Origin of the sequence: Paraburkholderia silvatlantica, assembly GCF_003096715.1 — a bacterium.
Taxonomy (GTDB): domain Bacteria; phylum Pseudomonadota; class Gammaproteobacteria; order Burkholderiales; family Burkholderiaceae; genus Paraburkholderia; species Paraburkholderia silvatlantica.
In genome coordinates, this window is sequence record NZ_QEOL01000005.1 from 196708 (window position 1) to 214400 (window position 17693).

16 protein-coding genes are annotated in these 17693 nt (G+C 65.0%); 10 read left to right on the forward strand and 6 right to left on the reverse strand.

The genetic code is table 11. The annotated features are described in order from the left end of the window. Nucleotides 1-107 precede the first annotated feature (107 nt). The 4 genes from phnF to C7411_RS09075 all read left to right on the forward strand — a co-directional run bounded on the left by phnF (nt 108) and on the right by C7411_RS09075 (nt 3182). Nucleotides 108-863: a phosphonate metabolism transcriptional regulator PhnF gene (phnF, locus tag C7411_RS09060; RefSeq protein ID WP_110383475.1), complete on the forward strand. Its 756-nt coding sequence runs from the start codon at nt 108-110 to the stop codon at nt 861-863. Beyond that, nucleotides 860-1588, forward strand: coding sequence for a DUF1045 domain-containing protein (locus tag C7411_RS09065; protein WP_110383476.1), 729 nt, complete (start codon nt 860-862; stop codon nt 1586-1588). The genes phnF and C7411_RS09065 overlap by 4 nt, the downstream gene beginning before the upstream one ends. Continuing rightward, on the forward strand, nt 1585-2136 hold the full coding sequence (gene phnN, locus C7411_RS09070) for a phosphonate metabolism protein/1,5-bisphosphokinase (PRPP-forming) PhnN (RefSeq protein WP_110383629.1): 552 nt from the start codon (nt 1585-1587) through the stop codon (nt 2134-2136). The genes C7411_RS09065 and phnN overlap by 4 nt, the downstream gene beginning before the upstream one ends. A gap of 125 nt (nt 2137-2261) precedes the next feature. Next, nucleotides 2262-3182: a LysR family transcriptional regulator gene (locus C7411_RS09075; RefSeq protein WP_110383477.1), complete on the forward strand. Its 921-nt coding sequence runs from the start codon at nt 2262-2264 to the stop codon at nt 3180-3182. Nucleotides 3183-3241: 59 nt separating this feature from the next. Here the strand turns inward: C7411_RS09075 and C7411_RS09080 are convergent, their stop codons facing one another. After that, nucleotides 3242-4066 (reverse strand): IclR family transcriptional regulator, encoded by an 825-nt coding sequence (locus tag C7411_RS09080; protein WP_042268555.1) that lies wholly within the window; start codon nt 4064-4066, stop codon nt 3242-3244. 654 nt (nt 4067-4720) lie between these two features. Here C7411_RS09080 and cyoA point away from each other — a divergent pair. The 5 genes from cyoA (at nt 4721) to pcaF (ending at nt 10058) form a co-directional block, all read left to right on the forward strand. Continuing rightward, entirely contained in the window at nt 4721-5614 is an 894-nt protein-coding gene (cyoA, locus tag C7411_RS09085) for a ubiquinol oxidase subunit II (RefSeq protein ID WP_110383478.1), read from the forward strand. Nucleotides 5615-5619: 5 nt separating this feature from the next. Beyond that, nucleotides 5620-7629 carry a cytochrome o ubiquinol oxidase subunit I gene (cyoB, locus tag C7411_RS09090; RefSeq protein ID WP_110383479.1) on the forward strand — a complete coding sequence of 670 codons (2010 nt, stop codon included), beginning with the start codon at nt 5620-5622 and terminating at the stop codon, nt 7627-7629. Further along, entirely contained in the window at nt 7629-8240 is a 612-nt protein-coding gene (gene cyoC / locus C7411_RS09095) for a cytochrome o ubiquinol oxidase subunit III (RefSeq protein ID WP_110383480.1), read from the forward strand. Before cyoB ends, cyoC begins: the two co-directional genes overlap by 1 nt. Then, nucleotides 8241-8561, forward strand: coding sequence for a cytochrome o ubiquinol oxidase subunit IV (cyoD, locus tag C7411_RS09100; RefSeq protein WP_110383481.1), 321 nt, complete (start codon nt 8241-8243; stop codon nt 8559-8561). Nucleotides 8562-8855: 294 nt separating this feature from the next. Then, nucleotides 8856-10058: a 3-oxoadipyl-CoA thiolase gene (pcaF, locus tag C7411_RS09105; protein WP_110383482.1), complete on the forward strand. Its 1203-nt coding sequence runs from the start codon at nt 8856-8858 to the stop codon at nt 10056-10058. A 106-nt stretch (nt 10059-10164) separates the two neighbouring features. Here the strand turns inward: pcaF and gabD are convergent, their stop codons facing one another. Further along, nucleotides 10165-11616, reverse strand: coding sequence for an NADP-dependent succinate-semialdehyde dehydrogenase (gene gabD, locus C7411_RS09110; RefSeq protein WP_110383483.1), 1452 nt, complete (start codon nt 11614-11616; stop codon nt 10165-10167). A gap of 115 nt (nt 11617-11731) precedes the next feature. Then, complete coding sequence (gabT, locus tag C7411_RS09115) at nt 11732-13024, reverse strand: 4-aminobutyrate--2-oxoglutarate transaminase (RefSeq protein WP_110383484.1); 1293 nt, start codon at nt 13022-13024, stop codon at nt 11732-11734. 127 nt (nt 13025-13151) lie between these two features. Here gabT and pdxR point away from each other — a divergent pair, with 127 nt between their 5' ends. Beyond that, on the forward strand, nt 13152-14789 hold the full coding sequence (gene pdxR / locus C7411_RS09120) for a MocR-like pyridoxine biosynthesis transcription factor PdxR (protein WP_110383485.1): 1638 nt from the start codon (nt 13152-13154) through the stop codon (nt 14787-14789). 28 nt (nt 14790-14817) lie between these two features. Here the strand turns inward: pdxR and C7411_RS09125 are convergent, their stop codons facing one another. The 3 genes from C7411_RS09125 to phnD all read right to left on the reverse strand — a co-directional run bounded on the left by C7411_RS09125 (nt 14818) and on the right by phnD (nt 17691). Then, a complete protein-coding gene (locus C7411_RS09125) occupies nt 14818-15654 on the reverse strand; it encodes an EamA family transporter (protein WP_110383486.1) in 837 nt (278 codons plus the stop codon). 157 nt (nt 15655-15811) lie between these two features. Then, entirely contained in the window at nt 15812-16696 is an 885-nt protein-coding gene (gene phnE / locus C7411_RS09130) for a phosphonate ABC transporter, permease protein PhnE (RefSeq protein ID WP_110383630.1), read from the reverse strand. Nucleotides 16697-16704: 8 nt separating this feature from the next. After that, the gene (phnD, locus tag C7411_RS09135; protein ID WP_110383487.1) at nt 16705-17691 is read right to left on the reverse strand and encodes a phosphonate ABC transporter substrate-binding protein; all 987 of its coding nucleotides are present in this window, start codon (nt 17689-17691) and stop codon (nt 16705-16707) included. Between the last annotated feature and the right edge of the window lie 2 nt (nt 17692-17693).

Genomic DNA, 17693 nt, shown 5'->3' on the forward strand with positions numbered 1-17693 from the left:
AGGTGCAGTCATCTCATGCAGGCGCAACGAAGGTTTTCATATTTCCATCACGCCCTGCGCACTACAATGCACAAAATGCTATTGGAACCGAGAGGAATGACAGCACCATGACATCGAACGACGAGGCGCCGTCCAGCCTGCTTGAGCGCGGCGCCGGTGTGGCGGTGTGGCGGCAGATCGAGCAGATCCTCGCGGCCGAGATTGCCGCGAAGGGCTTCGGCGAAGACGGCCGGCTGCCTAGCGAGGGCGAGCTTGCGCGCCGCTTCGACGTGAACCGCCACACGGTGCGGCGCGCGATGCTGGGCCTCGCAGCATTGGGGCTCGTGAGCGTGGAGCAGGGGCGCGGCACCTTCGTGCAGCCCGGCGCGATCGACTACACCATCGGCAAGCGCACGCGCTTCACCGAGAACCTGAAGCGCCATCAGCATTCGGCGGCGGGCAAGCTGCTCTCGTCGTCGCGCGGCAAGGCGGACCCCACGGTCGCCAAGGCGCTCGGCCTGCGCGCGGGCGCGCTCGTCTACCGGCTCGAAACGCTGCACGAGTCGGACGGCGTGCCGCTCACTTACGCGCGCAGCTGGTATCCCGCCGCGCGCTTTGCCGATCTGCCCGTGGTCATGGAACGCGTCGACAGCACCTCGAAGGCCCTCGCCGAATACGGCGTGACCGACTATTTGCGCAAGTGGAGCCGTATCGGCAGCGTGCTGCCCGAGGCCGAGGTGGCGCGGCGCCTGAACATCAACCGGCAGCAGCCGGTGCTGTGGGTGGAAAACGTCGACGTCGATCTCGAAGGCGTGCCGATCAAGTACGGCATCACCCACTTCGCGGCCGACCGCGTGCAGCTGATGGTGGAGCACGACCTATGAGCGTGCTGCACGAAGCCTTCCGCCCCGCCACGCGCTTCGCGCTTTACTATGCGCCGCCGCGCGAGTCGGCGTGGTGGCAGGCGGGCTGTGCGTGGCTCGGCCGCGATCCGGAGACGGGCGACACCCTCGCGCCGCCGCCATGGCTCGCAGGCCTGCCGCAGCCGCTGGAAACGCTCACGGTCGCGCCACGCCGCTATGGCTGGCACGGCACGCTCGTGCCGCCGTTCCGTCTCGCGCCGGGCGTGACGCCCGCGGCGCTCCTTGCCGCCGCGCAGCAGTGGGCGCAGGGGCAGGCGCGCTTCCAGGCCAGTGTCGAGGCGGCGCTGCTCGGCCGCTTCGTGGCGCTGCGCCCCGCCGACGATGCCGGCGAAACCGCGCTGCGCGAGCTGGCCGCGAACGCACTGCGCGCGCTCGGCTCGCTGCGCGCCCCGCAAACGCCCGCCGAACTCGCGAAGCGCCTGGACGCGCCGCTCACGCAGCGTCAGCGCGCCTACGTCGAAGCGTGGGGCTACCCGTACGTGTTCGAAGAATTCCGCTTTCACATGACACTATCCGATTCGCTTGACGACGCGCAAACGTGCGCGCTACTCGTAGATGCCTGGAACACGCGGATGCAGGGCGCCAACCCGCTGCCCGTGGAGGGCGCGGCGCTCTTCGTCGAGCCCGAGCCGGGCGCGCCGTTCGCGCTGTGGCGGCGCTTGCCGTTCGCGGGGGCCCGCGCATGAAGGGCGGCCTGATCTATGTGATGGGGCCTTCGGGAGCGGGCAAGGACACGCTGCTGCGTTACGCGCGCGAGCGCCTGTCCGGCGAAGACGTCGTTTTCGCGCATCGCTACATCACGCGCGAAGACAGCGGCGGCGAGAACCACATCGCGCTCACCGAGGCCGAATTCGAGGCGCGTTCGCAGCGCGGCCTCTTCGCGCTGCAATGGCGCAGCCACGCGCTGCGCTACGGCGTGGGTGTGGAGATCGACCAATGGATGGCGCTTGGCTGCACCGTCGTGGTGAACGGTTCGCGCGCGTACGCAGGCGAGGCGTTCGAGCGCTACCCGCGCATGACGCTCGTGCACATCGAAGCCGCGCAGCACGTACTCGCTGCGCGCCTCGCTTCCCGGGCGCGCGAAACGCCCGAGCAGGTCGCGTTGCGTCTCGCGCGGCGCGCGCCGTTCGAGGTGCCGTCGGGCGCCGCGTTCGCGCGCATCGACAACTCGGGGCACCTGGAGGAGGCGGGCGGGGCGTTCGTCAAGCTCGTGCGGCAGGTGGCGGCCGGATAGTCGCGGCGCCGTCCTCGAGCGCCGCTTAACAGCCGCTTAAGGACTCGAACGGGCGGGGGGATTTTTGGTTGAGCGCGGTTGCCGTGAGAAGATGCAGGCGACCCGAGAACTCAACGAGAATGCCCTTGGACCGTTTCCAGGAGATGCAGATTTTCACGCGCATCGTCGACCGCCGCAGCTTCACGCAGGCGGCCGAGGATCTGAACCTGCCGCGCGCGACGGTCACCAATTCGATCAAGCGTCTCGAAGCGCGCCTCGGCGTGCGTCTGCTCGAACGCACCACGCGCCAGGTCAGGCCGACGCTCGACGGCGACGCCTACTACCAGCGCTGCATGCGCCTGCTCGCCGACCTCGAGGAAACCGAGGAGGCGTTTCGCGACACCGATCCGCAGGGACGCTTGCGCGTGAACATGCAGGGCACGCTCACGCAGTACTTCGTGATGCCGCGGCTGCCCGACTTTCTCGCGCGCTATCCGCGCGTCGAGCTCTTCATCGGCTCGGGCGACCACTTCGTCGATCTCGTGCGCGAGGGCGTGGACTGCGTGTTGCGCGCGGGGGAGCTGGCCGACTCCTCGATGATTGCGCGGCGCGTGGCGCTGCTGGAGCAGGTGACCTGCGCGAGCCCCGCGTATCTGGAACGGCACGGCGACCCGGAGTCGATCGAGGCGCTCGCCGGCACGCACACGGAAAATCCGGGCAGATCCGGTCATCGTGCCGTGAACTATGTGTCGCCGGCCACGGGTCGCGCGCTCCCGCTCGAATTCACGACCGCTGACGGCATCGCCCGCGTGACGCTGCCGGGCCCGGTGGCCGTGAACGGCGCGGAACTCTACGCGGCGGGCGCGCTGGCGGGGCTCGGCATCGTGCAGGTGCCGCGCTACCGCGTGCGCGAACGGCTCGCCAGCGGCGAGCTGTGCGTCGTGCTGCCCGCGCATCCGCCGCCGCCCTTGCCGGTCTCGGTGCTGTATCCGCAGAACCGCCAGTTGTCGCTGCGCGTGCGCGCTTTCGCCGACTGGCTCGTGCAGGTGTTTGCCGAGGCTGCCTGAAATGGCGCTAGCGAGCGCGCCGGGGCGGCTTGCCTGGTCGCGGGGCTGTGCTCTTGTCTTTACGTGCGCCGCGCGACCATGCTGGACACACGCGCCGCGGCGTGCTGAAGCGGATCGAGGAAGGTCTTCACCATCTGCTTCGCCGAGGTGCGCTGCGCATTGCCGCTGATGTTCATCGCGGCGATCACGCGGCCCTGCCGGTTGCGGATCGGCGCGGAGATCGAGATGAGGCCGCCTTCCAGTTCCTGATCGACGATGGCCCAGCCTTGCTGGCGCACCTGGGCGATGATCTTCTTGAGTTCGCCGACGTCGGTGACCGTGCGCGCCGTATGCGCATAGAGCGGCGAGGAGCCGAGCGTTTCGTCGAGTGCGGCGTCGTCGAGCGAGGCGAGCAGCACGCGCCCCATGGAGGTGCAGTATGCGGGTAAGCGGCTGCCGATCGAGAGGTTGATCGTCATGATCTTGTGCGTGGGCACGCGCAGCACGTAGACGATCTCGGTGCGGTCGAGCACGGCCGCCGAGCAGCTCTCGTGCACCTCCTGCGACAGCTCCTCCATCACCGGCTCGGCGAGATTCCAGAACGGCATCGACGTGAGGTAAGCGAAGCCCAGGTCGAGAATGCGCGGGGTGAGGCGAAAGAGCCGCCCCTCGGCTTCGACGTAACCGAGCGTCTGCAGCGTGAGCAGAATGCGGCGCGCCCCGGCGCGCGTGAGGCCCGTGGCGGCGGCGACGTCGGTGAGGGTCTGCTCGGGATGCTCGGCGTTGAACGCGCGGATCACCGAAAGCCCGCGCGCAAACGACTGCACATAGGAGTCGCCCGGCTTTTCGGGAATCTCCTGCTGGTCGGCGGAGCGGTCTGGCGATGCACTGGAAGCAGAATTCATGGGCTGGCGTTCGATCTTGCTGCGGTGCTTGAAGAACCTATCAAGATAACCCAAGCGATCGGTTTCGCCAACATGCGACGAAAGCGGCGAGGGGCGAGGCGGGCGCGAACTTTCGGGGCTGGGCGCCCGGGTCAACATCGATAGTGCGGCGTGGCATGACATGCGTCAAATGCGCGCGCCGGATCATTTGACAGCCGGCTGTTTGATTCTAGTCAATTAATTTTTCCCGGAAAATGATTGGCGCGCGAATTTCTCTTTAAAAACTGAATATCGGCGTATCCCGAAATTAAACGAGTTAAAAGTGATGCCGAAATTCGAATGAACTGGCGCGTTTTCCGCCTCTTCTTCGATTGCGCCGCGCGTGTCCCCGGCCGCCTTCTTCGCTTGTGCACGCGCCGCTCCTCGCGCCGAAACCGGCACGCGGCGGGCGTTTTCAGGATGAAAGCTATTGGAAAGATATTTGCGGCTTTCCGTCGCGCTTGCCTGGGCGAGCTTTGTCCTGCTGGCTAATCCTTAGCAAAGATCAAATTTTGAGATTGGTGCTTTCCGTAGAATCGCGCTGAATACGATACGGGTGCATTTTGCGTGGCGAATTTGCGATGCAAATGTGTTGGGTGTTACGCGTTTTGGTGGACAACGGAAGAACAGGCAAACATGAAAGACAGAAAAGCCCTTAAAAGGTGGTTAATCCCCCTCGGCAGCGGGCTGCTCGTTTCTCTTGCGGGGTGCAGCGGCAATTTTGCCGTGCTGGACCCGAAGGGCAGCGTAGGCGCGGCCGAGAAGTCGCTCATCCTCACGGCCACATGGGCCATGCTGCTGGTCGTGGTGCCCGTCATCATCCTGACGCTCCTGTTCGCATGGCGCTACCGCGCCTCGAACCGCAACGCGACCTACGCGCCGAAGTGGGCCCACTCCACGGCGATCGAAGTGGTGGTCTGGGCCATTCCGGCCGCGATCATCCTGTTCCTTGCCATCCTCACGTGGCGCACCTCGCACGAGCTCGACCCGTACAAGCCGCTGGAGTCGAGCGTGAAGCCCATCAACGTCGAGGTCGTCGCGCTCGACTGGAAGTGGCTCTTCATCTATCCCGACCTCGGCATCGCCTCGGTGAACCAGCTCGCCGTGCCGGTGGGCACGCCGGTCAACTTCCGCATTACGTCGGACGCGGTGATGAACTCGTTCTTCATCCCGCAGCTGGGCACCCAGGTCTACGCCATGGCGGGCATGCAAACGCGTCTGCATCTGATCGCCGACGAAGCGGGCGATTTCGACGGCCTCTCGTCCAACTACAGCGGCAAGGGCTTCTCTGACATGAAGTTCCGCACGCTCGCGACGAGCCAGCAGGACTTCGACGCGTGGGTGCAGAAGGTGAAGACGTCGTCCACCCAGCTTTCGATGGACGAGTACGCAACGGTCGCGAAGCCGCAGGAGAAGGCGCCGGTGCAGTACTTCTCGACCGTCGACCCGAAGCTCTTCAATAACATCATCGCGAAGTACAACAACGGGCACGTCACGAATTTCGACCCGTCCTGCGTGACCAAGGGGTAAGCAGCATGTTCGGAAAACTCACATTAGAGGCGATCCCGTTCGATCAGCCCATCATCATGGGCGCGGCGGCGTTCATGGCGCTGATCGTCGTCGGCGTGCTCGGTCTTGTTACCGTGACCGGCAAGTGGAAGTACATCTGGACCGAGTGGCTCACGAGCGTGGACCACAAACGCATCGGCGTGATGTACATGATCGTGGCGGTGCTCATGCTCGTGCGCGGCTTCGCCGACGCAGTCATGATGCGTATCCAGCAGGCCATGGCGTTCGATTCGCCCGGCTATCTGCCGCCGCATCACTTCGATCAGATCTTCACGGCGCACGGCGTCATCATGATCTTCTTCATGGCGATGGCGCTCATGGTCGGGTTCTTCAACCTCGTCGTGCCCCTGCAGATCGGTGCGCGCGACGTGGCGTTCCCGTTCCTGAACTCGCTTTCGTTCTGGATGACGGCGATCAGCGCGATCCTCATCAACCTCTCGCTCGTGATCGGCGAGTTCGCGAAGGTGGGCTGGCTTGCGTATCCGCCGCTCTCTGAACTGCAGTTCAGTCCAGACGTGGGGGTGGACTACTACATCTGGGCGGTCCAGCTCTCCGGTGTCGGCACCCTGATCACGGCCGTGAACTTCTTCGTCACGATCGTCAAGATGCGGGCGCCCGGCATGACGCTCATGAAGATGCCCGTGTTCACGTGGACGGCGCTGTGCTCGAACGTGCTCATCATGGCCACGTTCCCGATCCTCACGATCGCGGTGGCGCTGCTCGGCCTCGACCGCTACGTCGGCACGCATTTCTTCACGAACGAGCTCGGCGGCAACGCCATGCTGTATCTGAACCTGATCTGGGCGTGGGGCCACCCCGAGGTGTACATCCTCGTGCTGCCTGCGTTCGGCATCTATTCGGAAGTGATGGCCACGTTCTGCAGGAAGCCGCTGTTCGGCTACAAGACGATGGTCTACGCCTCGTGCGCGATCATGGTGCTGGCGTTCCTCGTGTGGGCGCACCACTTCTTCACAATGGGCGCGGGTGCCGACGTCAACGCGTTCTTCGGTATCGCGACGATAATCATCGCCATTCCCACCGGCGTGAAGATCTTCAACTGGCTGTTCACGATGTATCGCGGCCGCGTGCACTTCACCGCGCCCGTGCTCTGGACCGTCGGCTTCATGGTGACGTTCTCGATCGCGGGTATGACCGGCGTGATGCTCGCGATTCCGGGCGCGGACTTCGTGCTCCACAACTCGCTCTTCCTGGTCGCTCACTTCCACAACGCGATTATCGGCGGCGTGGTGTTCGGCTACCTCGCGGGCCTGCAGTACTGGTTCCCGAAGGTGTTCGGTCTCAAGCCCAGCGAAAAGCTCGGCAAGGCGTCGTTCTGGTGCTGGTTCGTCGGCTTCTATGTGGCGTTCGTGCCGCTCTACGTGCTCGGTTTCATGGGCGCAACGCGTCGTACCAACCACTACGATGTGCCCGAATGGCATCCGTACTTCGTCGTCGCCGCAATTGGCGCGGCGATCATTGCGGTCGGCGTCGTGTTCCAGGTCCTGCTGTGGGTCATGGCCTTCGTGAACCGCAACAAGGCCGAATGCAAGGACGTGACGGGCGATCCGTGGGACGGCCGCACGCTCGAATGGGCAACGTCCTCGCCGCCGGCAGTCTATAACTTCGCGGTCATTCCGCACGTGGACGACATCGACGCATTCGCGCACATGAAGGAAGCGGGCCGCGGTCCGGGGCTCGCCGCGAAATATAGCGACATCCACATGCCGTCGAACACGTCGGCGGGCTTCTTCGTCGGCATGTTCAGCCTCGTGCTGGGTTTCGCGGCCGTGTGGCACATCACGTGGCTGGCCGTGCTCGGGTTCGTCGGCGTCGCGCTGACGGTGATCCTCAAGAGCTTCGGCAACAACGACGGGTATTACATTCCGGCCGCGAAGGTTCGCGAGATCGAAGAAAGCCGCTTTGGCACCGGCGCCGCCGTAGCCAAGCGCGACCTGGTCGCCGAGGAGGCAGTCTGATGTTACAGAAAACCAATGCGGCAACTCTTGCCGAACTCGATCACCACGATCACCCGCAGTCGCACTCGGTGTTCGGCTTCTGGGTCTACCTGATGACCGACTGCCTGCTGTTCGCGGCGCTGTTCGCCACGTTCGGCGTGCTGAGCCACCAGTTTGCGGGCGGCCCCACGGGCAAGGACCTGTTCGACATTCAAGGCGTGGCGCTCGAAACTGCCGTGCTGCTGCTTTCGAGCATCACGTACGGCTTCGCGATGCTCGGCGCGCATCAGCGCAAGAACGGCGTGGTGCTCGGCTGGCTCGCCGTCACCTTCATTCTGGGGGCGTCGTTTCTCGTGCTCGAACTGCGCGAGTTTTCGCACCTGATCGCGGAAGGCGCCGGACCGCAGCGCAGCGCGTTCCTTTCGTCGTTCTTCACGCTTGTCGCCACGCACGGCCTGCACGTGTTCTTCGGCCTGCTGTGGATGCTCGTGATGATGATCCAGGTGGTTCGCGCACGGGAACTGGGCGAGCAGGAAATCCGCCGTCTCACGTGCCTGAGCCTCTTCTGGCACTTTCTCGACGTGGTGTGGATCTGCGTGTTTACCTTTGTCTATCTGGGGAGCGTGCTCTAAATGGCTCAATCTCATGCGGAGTCGCACGGCAGCCTCGGCAGCTATGTGGCGGGCTTCATTCTTTCGGTGCTGCTCACCGCGGGCGCATTCGGCGTCGTTCTGCACGGCACGCTCGATGCCACTACGGCCTTGATCGTGATCGCGGTGCTCGCCTTCGTGCAGGTGGTCGTTCACCTCGTGTTCTTCCTGCATCTGAACACGTCGCCGGGGCAGGGCTGGAACGTGCTGTCGCTTGCGTACACGGTGCTGGCCGTCGCGTTCCTGATCTTCGGCACCATCTGGGTCATGCACAACGTCGGTGCGCTCATGATGTCGCGTTAAGCGTTCGCCTCACTGGCTGGCGCCTCGCGCCCGCCTGAACTCGCGAAGCCGCAGGGGCACCCGTCCCGTGCGGCTTTCTCGTTTTTGGAGCCAGCTTCGCGTGCTTGACACCCGTCCCAGGACACGCCTATTATGGCCGTCAAATTGTTCGATTAACGATCATCGGTTCGACAGTCGAACAAAACGCACAGGGACGTGCGCGTTCGATCTCCCATTTTCGCCCGCGCAGTCCGTCAATCTCAATCATCTTTGCATGGGATCGCATCAAGTGCCTGCGATCGAAAGGAGACTCACATGACGGAAGCATTCATCTGCGACGCGGTTCGCACGCCTATCGGCCGCTACGCGGGCGCCCTTGCCCAGGTTCGCGCCGACGACCTCGGCGCCGTTCCGCTCAAGGCGCTCATGGAGCGCAACAAGGACGTGGACTGGACGGCGATCGACGACGTCATCTACGGTTGCGCAAACCAGGCGGGCGAGGACAACCGTAACGTCGCGCGCATGTCGTCGCTGCTGGCGGGCTTGCCGCAGGCTGTGCCGGGCTCGACGGTGAACCGCCTGTGCGGTTCCGGCATGGACGCCGTGGGCATTGCCGCGCGCGCACTCAAGTCGGGCGAAACCGGGCTGATGATTGCGGGCGGCGTGGAAAGCATGAGCCGCGCGCCGTTCGTCATGGGCAAGTCGGCGAGCGCCTTCGCTCGCGACGCCGCGATCTACGACACGACGATTGGCTGGCGCTTCGTCAATCCGCTGATGAAGCAGCAGTACGGTGTGGACTCGATGCCGGAAACGGGCGAAAACGTCGCCGTCGACTACAACGTGAGCCGCGCCGATCAGGATGCGTTCGCGGTTCGCAGCCAGCAGAAGGCGGCTCGCGCGCAGGCGGATGGCACGCTTGCGCAAGAGATCGTCGCGGTGACGATTGCGCAGAAGAAGGGCGATCCGATTGTTTTCTCGCGCGACGAGCATCCGCGTGAGACGAGCCTCGAGGCGCTGGCCAGGCTCAAGGGCGTCGTGCGCCCGGATGGCTCGGTAACGGCAGGCAATGCTTCGGGCGTGAACGATGGCGCTTGCGCGCTGCTCCTCGCCAATGAGGAAAACGCGAAGCGTTTCGGGCTCGTGCCGCGTGCGCGCGTGCTCGGTATCGCGACGGCTGGCGTCGCGCCGCGCGTGATGGGTATTGGTCCCGCGCCCGCTACGCAGAAGCTCCTCGCGCGTCTGAACATGACCATCGACCAGTTCGACGTTATCGAGTTGAACGAAGCATTTGCTTCGCAAGGACTCGCCGTGCTGCGCATGCTCGGCGTTGCCGACGATGATCCTCGCGTCAATCCTAACGGCGGGGCGATTGCGCTTGGCCATCCGCTCGGGATGAGCGGGGCGCGGCTCGTGACGACCGCCACGTATCAGCTCCGTCGCACGCAAGGCCGCTTTGCGCTTTGCACGATGTGTATCGGCGTGGGGCAGGGGATTGCGATCGCTATCGAGCGTGTCTGATTTTTTGGTCGCCTTGAATTGTAAAAGCCGCGGATCGACTTGATCCGCGGCTTCTCTTTACGATCCGGACGGGCGCCAGGAAAGGCGCCCGTTGTTCGTCTGGCTGTTACATGCCCGCCATGCACATGTACTTGATCACCACGTAGTCGTCCACGCCGTAGTGCGAGCCTTCGCGGCCAAGGCCGGACTGCTTCACGCCGCCGAACGGTGCGACTTCGTTCGAGATCAGGCCGGTGTTGATGCCCACCATGCCGTATTCGAGCGCTTCTGCCACGCGCCACACGCGGCCGATGTCGCGGCTGTAGAAATAGGCGGCGAGACCGAATTCGGTATCGTTTGCCATCCTGATCACTTCTTCGTCGGACGAGAAGCGGAACAGCGGTGCGAGCGGCCCGAAGGTTTCGTCGCGCGCAACCTTCATCGCGGGCGTGACGCCGGTGAGGATGGTCGGCTCGAAAAAGCCGTGGCCGAGTGCGTGGCGCTTGCCGCCCGCGATCACCTGAGCGCCTTTCGCGAGCGCATCTTCGATGTGCGATTCCACCTTCAGCACGGCCGCTTCGTTGATGAGCGGGCCTTGCGTCACGCCAGCCTCCGTGCCGAGGCCGACCTTGAGTTTTTCCACCGCGTCGCGCAGTTTGGCCGCGAACGCGTCGTACACGGCGTCGTGCACGTAGAAGCGGTTCGTGCACACGCAGGTCTGGCCGCTGTTGCGATACTTCGAGGCGATGGCGCCGGCTACGGCGGCATCGAGATCGGCGTCTTCGAACACGATGAACGGTGCGTTGCCGCCCAGTTCCAGCGAGACCTTCTTGACCGTCGAGGCGCACTGGCTCATGAGCAGGCGGCCCACTGGCGTCGAGCCCGTGAACGAGAGCTTGCGCACGGTCGGGTTGCTCGTGAGTTCGCCGCCAATCGCTTTCGGGTCGCCCGTCACGACGCTGAACACACCGCGCGGCACGCCCGCGCGCTCGGCCAGCACGGCCAGCGCGAGCGCCGAGAACGGCGTGGCTTCGGCGGGCTTGAGCACAATGGGGCAGCCTGCCGCGAGCGCGGGGCCGACCTTGCGGGTGATCATCGCGGCGGGGAAATTCCACGGCGTGATCGCGGCGCACACGCCCACGGGCTCCTTCGTCACGACGATGCGCTTGTCGTTGGCGGGCGTGGGGATCGTGTCGCCGTAAATCCGCTTGCCTTCCTCCGCGAACCACTCGAGGAACGACGCGGCGTAGCCGATCTCGCCCTTCGCCTCGGCGAGCGGCTTGCCTTGTTCCGTGGTGAGGATGAGCGCCAGGTCGTCGGCGTTTTCCATCATCAGGTCGTGCCACTTGCGCAAGATGACGCTGCGCTCCTTCGCGGTCTTCGCGCGCCATGCCGGCCATGCCGCGTTCGCGGCGGCGATCGCGCGGCGCGTTTCGGCGGCCCCCATGCGCGGCACCGTGCCGATGACCGCGCCGGTGGCGGGGTTCTTCACTTCGAACGTAGCGCCGTCTTCGGCGCCTTGCCATTCGCCGTTGATAAAGGCGCTGGTTTGCAGCAGCGATGCGTCTTTCAGGTTCATGCGTGAACTCCGGATTGACTACGATTCATTTAGAACGACGAACGGCACAGCGGCAAGCGCCGGTGTGCCGTTTCGCGGCTGGCCCGCTGCTCGCGGACCAGCATGGGGTGGGGGCTTACGCCGGCACGCCCACGGCTTCCTTGATCGACTCTTCGAGGATCGCGAGCGCTTCGTCGAATACGGCGTCCTGGATCGTCAGCGGGAACAGGAAGCGCACGACGTTCGAGTACACGCCGCAGACGAGCAGCAGCAGGCCGCGGTTCAGCGCGGCGGTTTGCACGCGCTTCGTGAAGTCGGCGTCGGCTTCGCTCGTGCCCGGCTTGCAGAACTCGACTGCGTTCATCGCGCCGGGGCCGCGCACGTCGGCGATTTGCGGCACGTCGGCCTTCATCGCATCGAGCCTGGCCTTGAGCTTGTCGCCGAGCTTCGTGGCGCGCTCGCAGAGCTTTTCTTCTTCGATGATCTCGATCACCGCGTGCGCCGAGGCCACGGCCAGCGGATTGCCCGCGTACGTGCCGCCGAGACCGCCGGGCGCTGCCGCGTCCATGACTTCCGCGCGGCCCACCACGCCCGAGAGCGGCATGCCGCCAGCCAGGCTCTTGGCGATCGTCATGAGGTCCGGCGTGACGTCGTAGTGTTCCATCGCGAACAGCTTGCCGGTGCGCGCGAAGCCCGTTTGCACTTCGTCGGCGATCAGCAGGATGCCGTGCGTGTCGCAAATCTTGCGCAGGCCGCGCACGAAATCGGCCGGAGCCTGGTAGAAGCCGCCTTCGCCCTGCACCGGTTCGAAGATGATCGCGGCCACGCGCTTCGGATCGATGTCGGCCTTGAACAGCATCTCGATGTGCTTGAGCGAGTCGGCCGTGCTGATGCCGTGGACCGAGTTCGGGTACGGGGCGTGGTACACGTCGGCCGGGAACGGGCCGAACGCGAGCTTGTATGGCGCGACCTTGCCCGTGAGCGCCATGCCCATCAGCGTGCGGCCGTGGAAGCCGCCCGCGAAGGCGATCACGCCAGGACGGCCCGTGTGGGCGCGTGCAATCTTGACGGCGTTTTCGACGGCTTCGGCGCCCGTCGTGAAGAAGGCGGCCTTCTTGGCGAAGCTGCCCGGCGCGCGCCGGGCGACCTTTTCGGCCAGCGAGACGTACGACTCGTACGGCACGATCTGGTAGGCCGTGTGCGTGAACCGGTCGAGCTGCGCCTTGATGGCGGCGACGATCTTCGGATGGCGGTGGCCCGTGTTGCACACGGCGATACCGGCGGCGAAGTCGATGAAGCGGCGGCCTTCCACGTCCCACAGCTCCGCGTTTTCGGCGCGCTCGGCGTAGAAGTCGCACATCACGCCCACGCCGCGCGGGGTAATGGCGTTCTTGCGGCTTTGCAGGTCGGCGTTCTTGCTCACGTTCATCTCCTGTGGAATCGGTGTCAGTTCTGAGGTTGGCTGGCGGACCGGCAAGCGGTCCATGTCGCGACTATACTCACGTTTGGCTCTAAATTTCAGAGCCATTCAGTGCAATCTTTAGGAGCCAATTTCGATGCGTGCGAGTGTTCTGTCCGATTGGCTGGCGCAACGGCTCGACCGCGGAAGCGCCCAGCCGGTGTACCGGCAACTGCACAAGCTGCTGCAGCAGGCGATTCTGTCGCGCGAGCTGCCGGCCGGGGCGCGGGTGCCGTCGTCCCGGCTGCTGGCGGCCGAACTGGGGATTGCGCGCAATACCGTGACGCAGGTCTACGAGCAATTGGTGCTCGAAGGCTATGTCACGTCGGCGACGGGGCGCGGCACCTTCGTGGCGGACACGTCGCCCGACGAGATCGTGGGATCGACCGAAATTGGCTCCATGCCGGCACGAAAAAATGCGGATTTGCCGGGAGCCGTGCTGCCTGCCGGGTTAGTTGCAACTAACAGCCAGATTGTGCATGGCGCGCAAGCGCTCGCCACGGCGGCAGCTGGCGCCATAGGGGCGAACCGTGTGGAAACCGCCGCTCACCCACAGCACCCCGCGACGCGCACGCTCTCGGCACGCGGCACGCGCCTGATCACCGGCGCCGGCGTATCGAAGCGTCAAGGCGGCGCGTTCATGCCCGGCGTGCCGGACGTTTCCCGCTTCCCCGCGCGCGTGTGGACGCGTCTGCACAACAAGTACTGGCGCAGCCTGCGCCCGGACCTGCTGACCTACGCACCCGGCGGCGGTCTCGCGCTGCTGCGCCATGTGCTGGCCGACTATCTGCGTACCTCGCGCTCGGTGCGCTGTTCGCCGGAGCAAATCATCATCACGACGGGTATTCACCAGTCCATCGATCTGGCCGTGCGTCTGCTCTCCGACCCCGGCGACACCATCTGGACCGAGGACCCGTGCTACTGGGGCGTGCGCAGCGTGCTGCACGTCTCGGGCCTCAACACGCGGCCGATCGCCGTGGACAGCGAGGGCCTCAATCCGTCGGCCGGAGACTTCGCCGCGCCGCCGCCGCGGCTGATGCTCGTCACGCCTTCGCATCAGTATCCGCTGGGCATGGTGATGAGCCTCGCGCGCCGGCGTATGTTGCTCGAGTACGCGCGCCAGCACCAATGCTGGATCATCGAGGACGATTACGACAGCGAGTTCCGTTACGGCAGCCGTCCGCTCGCATCACTGCAGGGGCTCGATACGGCGGGGCAGGTGATCTACGTGGGGAGCTTCGGCAAGACGCTGTTTCCGGGCTTGCGCGTGGGTTATCTCGTCGCGCCGGAAGCGCTTGCGGAAAGCTTCGCGACCGCGAGCGCGGAGCTGTATCGCGAGGGGCAATTGCTGCAGCAGGCCGTGCTCGCGGAATTCATCGCCGAAGGGCATTTCACCTCGCATATCCGCAAGATGCGCGCGCTTTACGGTCAGCGCCGTCAGGTGCTGCTCGATGCCGTTGCGCGCCGCTACGGCGACGCGCTGCCCGCCATGGGCGGCGACGCGGGTCTGCACGTGGTGATGCAGTTGCCCGAAGGCAGCGACGACCGCGCCGTGGCCGAAGCCGCGCTCGCGCGCAATATCGTGGTGCGGCCGCTTTCGGGGTATTACTCGTCGCGCGAGCGCGCGAACCCGGGCTTGCTGATCGGCTATGCGTGTGTGCCCGACGAGGAGATCGGGCCGGCGTTCGACACGCTTGCCGGGGCGATCGATACGACGTTGCCTGCGTTCGTGTGAGCGAAGCCGTCAGGACGGCGAAAGCCGCTCACAACCGAATCAACACCGCCCCGCAAGTCACCAGCGCACACGCCACCAAACGCCGCGCCGTGAGCTTCTCTTTCATGAAGAGCCAGCCGATCAGCACGGCGAAAATCGACGAGAGTTCGCGCAGCGCGGAAACCATCGCGATCGGCAAATAACGGAACGCTTCGATCACGAGGCAATACGCCGTGAGCGCGAGCACCCCCGCGAGCATGCCGCGCGCGACCGCGGCCTTCGACGTGAACATCCGCGCCGCGCCGCCGCGCAGCTTGCAGACCACGAGAAACTGCGGGACGTTCCAGAGCAGATACACCCACATGATGTAGCTGAGGCCATTGCCGGCCAGGCGCGCGCCGAGGCCGTCGATGATCGAATACATCGCGATGAACAGGCCCGTGAGCAGCGCATACGGAACGCTCTCGCCCGAAAAGCGCATGCCGCGGCGCAAGGCGAGCGACATGATGCCAAGCGATACGAGCGCGACGCCCGTAGCCGCGAGCCCATGCAGGTCTTCGTGCGCGAACACGAGCGCGCCCACGAACACGAGCAGCGGAGAAAGCCCGCGCGCGATCGGGTAGATCTGCCCGAAGTCGCCGCTGCGATAGGCGCGGATCAGCGTGAAGCAGTACACGAACTCCAGCACCACCGATGCGGCGATATACGGCCAGCTTGCCGGCGCGGGCAGCGGCAGCACGCACACGGCGATCGCGCTCACGACGATGTACGGCACCGAGAACATGCCGAGCAGCCAGAGGCGGTCGCCCGAAAGGTGGAGGAAGGCGTTCCAGCTCGCGTGCATGAGTGCCGAGAGCAGGACCAGCAGAACGACGAAACTGGCCATCGGGATTGCGAATCGAATGGTTTGTTGGTGGCGCGGCCCGTTGCGGCCGCAATCGTGTGATTATTCCAGCGAACGCGCATGGCCGCCAGAAATAGGGAAAAGCCGCGCGAGCCGCAGTTGTGTTTCTATCCGGCTCGCACGGCTTTTGGGAATCGCGTCAGATCACGCGCGCACGCAGTCTTGCGGAGATCAGGTCGATGGCCGTGACGACGACGATCACCATGATGAGAACGGCGCTAGTCTGCTGATAATCGAACGAGCGGATTTCCTCATACAGCACGACGCCGATGCCGCCCGCGCCCACCATGCCCACCACCATCGCCGAGCGCACGTTCGACTCGAACCGGTAGAGCGCGTAAGAGATCCACAGCGGCATGACCTGGGGCAGCACGCCGTAGACGATCTCGTCGAGCGGCGAGGCGCCCGTCGCGCGCACGCCTTCCACGGGGCGAGGGTCGATGGCTTCCACCGCTTCCGCAAAAAGCTTCGCGAGCACGCCGGTGGTGTGCACCCACAAGGCGAGCACGCCCGCGAACGGCCCGAGACCCACGGCCACGATGAACAGCATCGCGAACACCATCTCGTTGATGGCGCGGCACGCGTCCATCAAACGGCGCACGGGATGCAGCACCCACGCGGGCGCGAGATTGTGCGCCGACATCAACCCGAACGGCACTGCGCAGACGATGGCGAGCGCCGTGCCCCACAGCGCCACGGCGACCGTGACCCACATTTCGTGGGCATATGTGCGCCATTCCGTGAAGTCCGGCGGGAAGAAGCCGCGCGCGAACGTGCCCATGTTCGCGGAGTCGGAGAACAGGTCGAGCGGGCGCATGTCCGCGCCGCGCCACGCCACGCTGAGCATCACGAAGACGATGGCCCAGAGCGCGAGCGAGGACCAGCTGCGCTTGCCTGCCTGCCTGGCCGCCGCAGCGGCGGCCGCTTTTGGCGCGAGGGCGGCGGCGGTCGATGTCGCCGCCGGTCCGGCAGCGGTCCTTGCGACCTCTGTCTGCGGCACGGCGCGTGAGCTGTCGAAATCCATTGCGCCCATTACGGCTTCGCGGGTGCGGCGAGCGCGCCGATCTTCGCGTCGATGGCCGCGATCTGGCTCTTGCGGTCGTCGTCGGAGAGATGCGTGTCGGCGGCGATCTTCTCTTTCTGCTGGAACAGCGCGACCTGGCGGATCGGCAGGAGCTGCGCGTCCGTGGCGGGCGCGAAGCCTGCGTAGCCGGTGATGTCGGCCATGATCTTCTTCTCGCGCGGGTCGGTCTTCGCGTAGTGGTAGAAGAAGTCGCGCAGCTTCTGCCTGGTGGCTTCGGGCAGATCCTTGCGATACACGAGCGGATCGGACGGAATGAGCGGCGAGGTCCACAATACGCGCACCTGGGCAAAGCGGTCCGGATGCTTTTGTTGCAGTGTGGAAAGCTCGATGGTGTTGTTGGTGGCGATATCCACCTTGTTGTTCACCACGGCAAGGAGGTTCGCTTCGTGGCTCGAAGGCAGCACGGTCTTGAAGTTCGTCGCGTTCACCGAAATGCCGTGCTGCGCGAAGAGGTAATAGCCCGGAATCAGGGTGCCCGAGGTCGAATTGGGGTCGCCCCAGCCGAGCGTGAGATCCTTCGTATTCTTGAACACATCGTCGAGCGTCTTCACGCGGCTGTTCACGTTGGTGATGAGCACCGACTTGTAGCCCGTGTCGCCGTTCGCGTAGAGCACCTTCGCGAAGATCTCGCCATTCGAACGGTCCACGGCTTCCATGGCCGAAGCGTTGCCGAAGTAGCCGATTTGCACCTTGTTGAAGCGCATGGCTTCGATGATGCCCGAGTAGTCGGTGGCGAAGAACGCGCTCACGTGCAGGCCGGTCTGCTTGTTCAGGTCGTCGATGAACGGTTGCCAGCGTTGCTTGAGCACCGCCGACGAGTCGGTCGAGATAATGCCGAAGCTGAGGTCTTCCGCGTGAGCGGCCGCGCTGCCGAGCGAGGCAAACGCGACGGCGCCGGCGGCGCACCAGGAGAGCATGGAGCGGAACAGTTTCATTG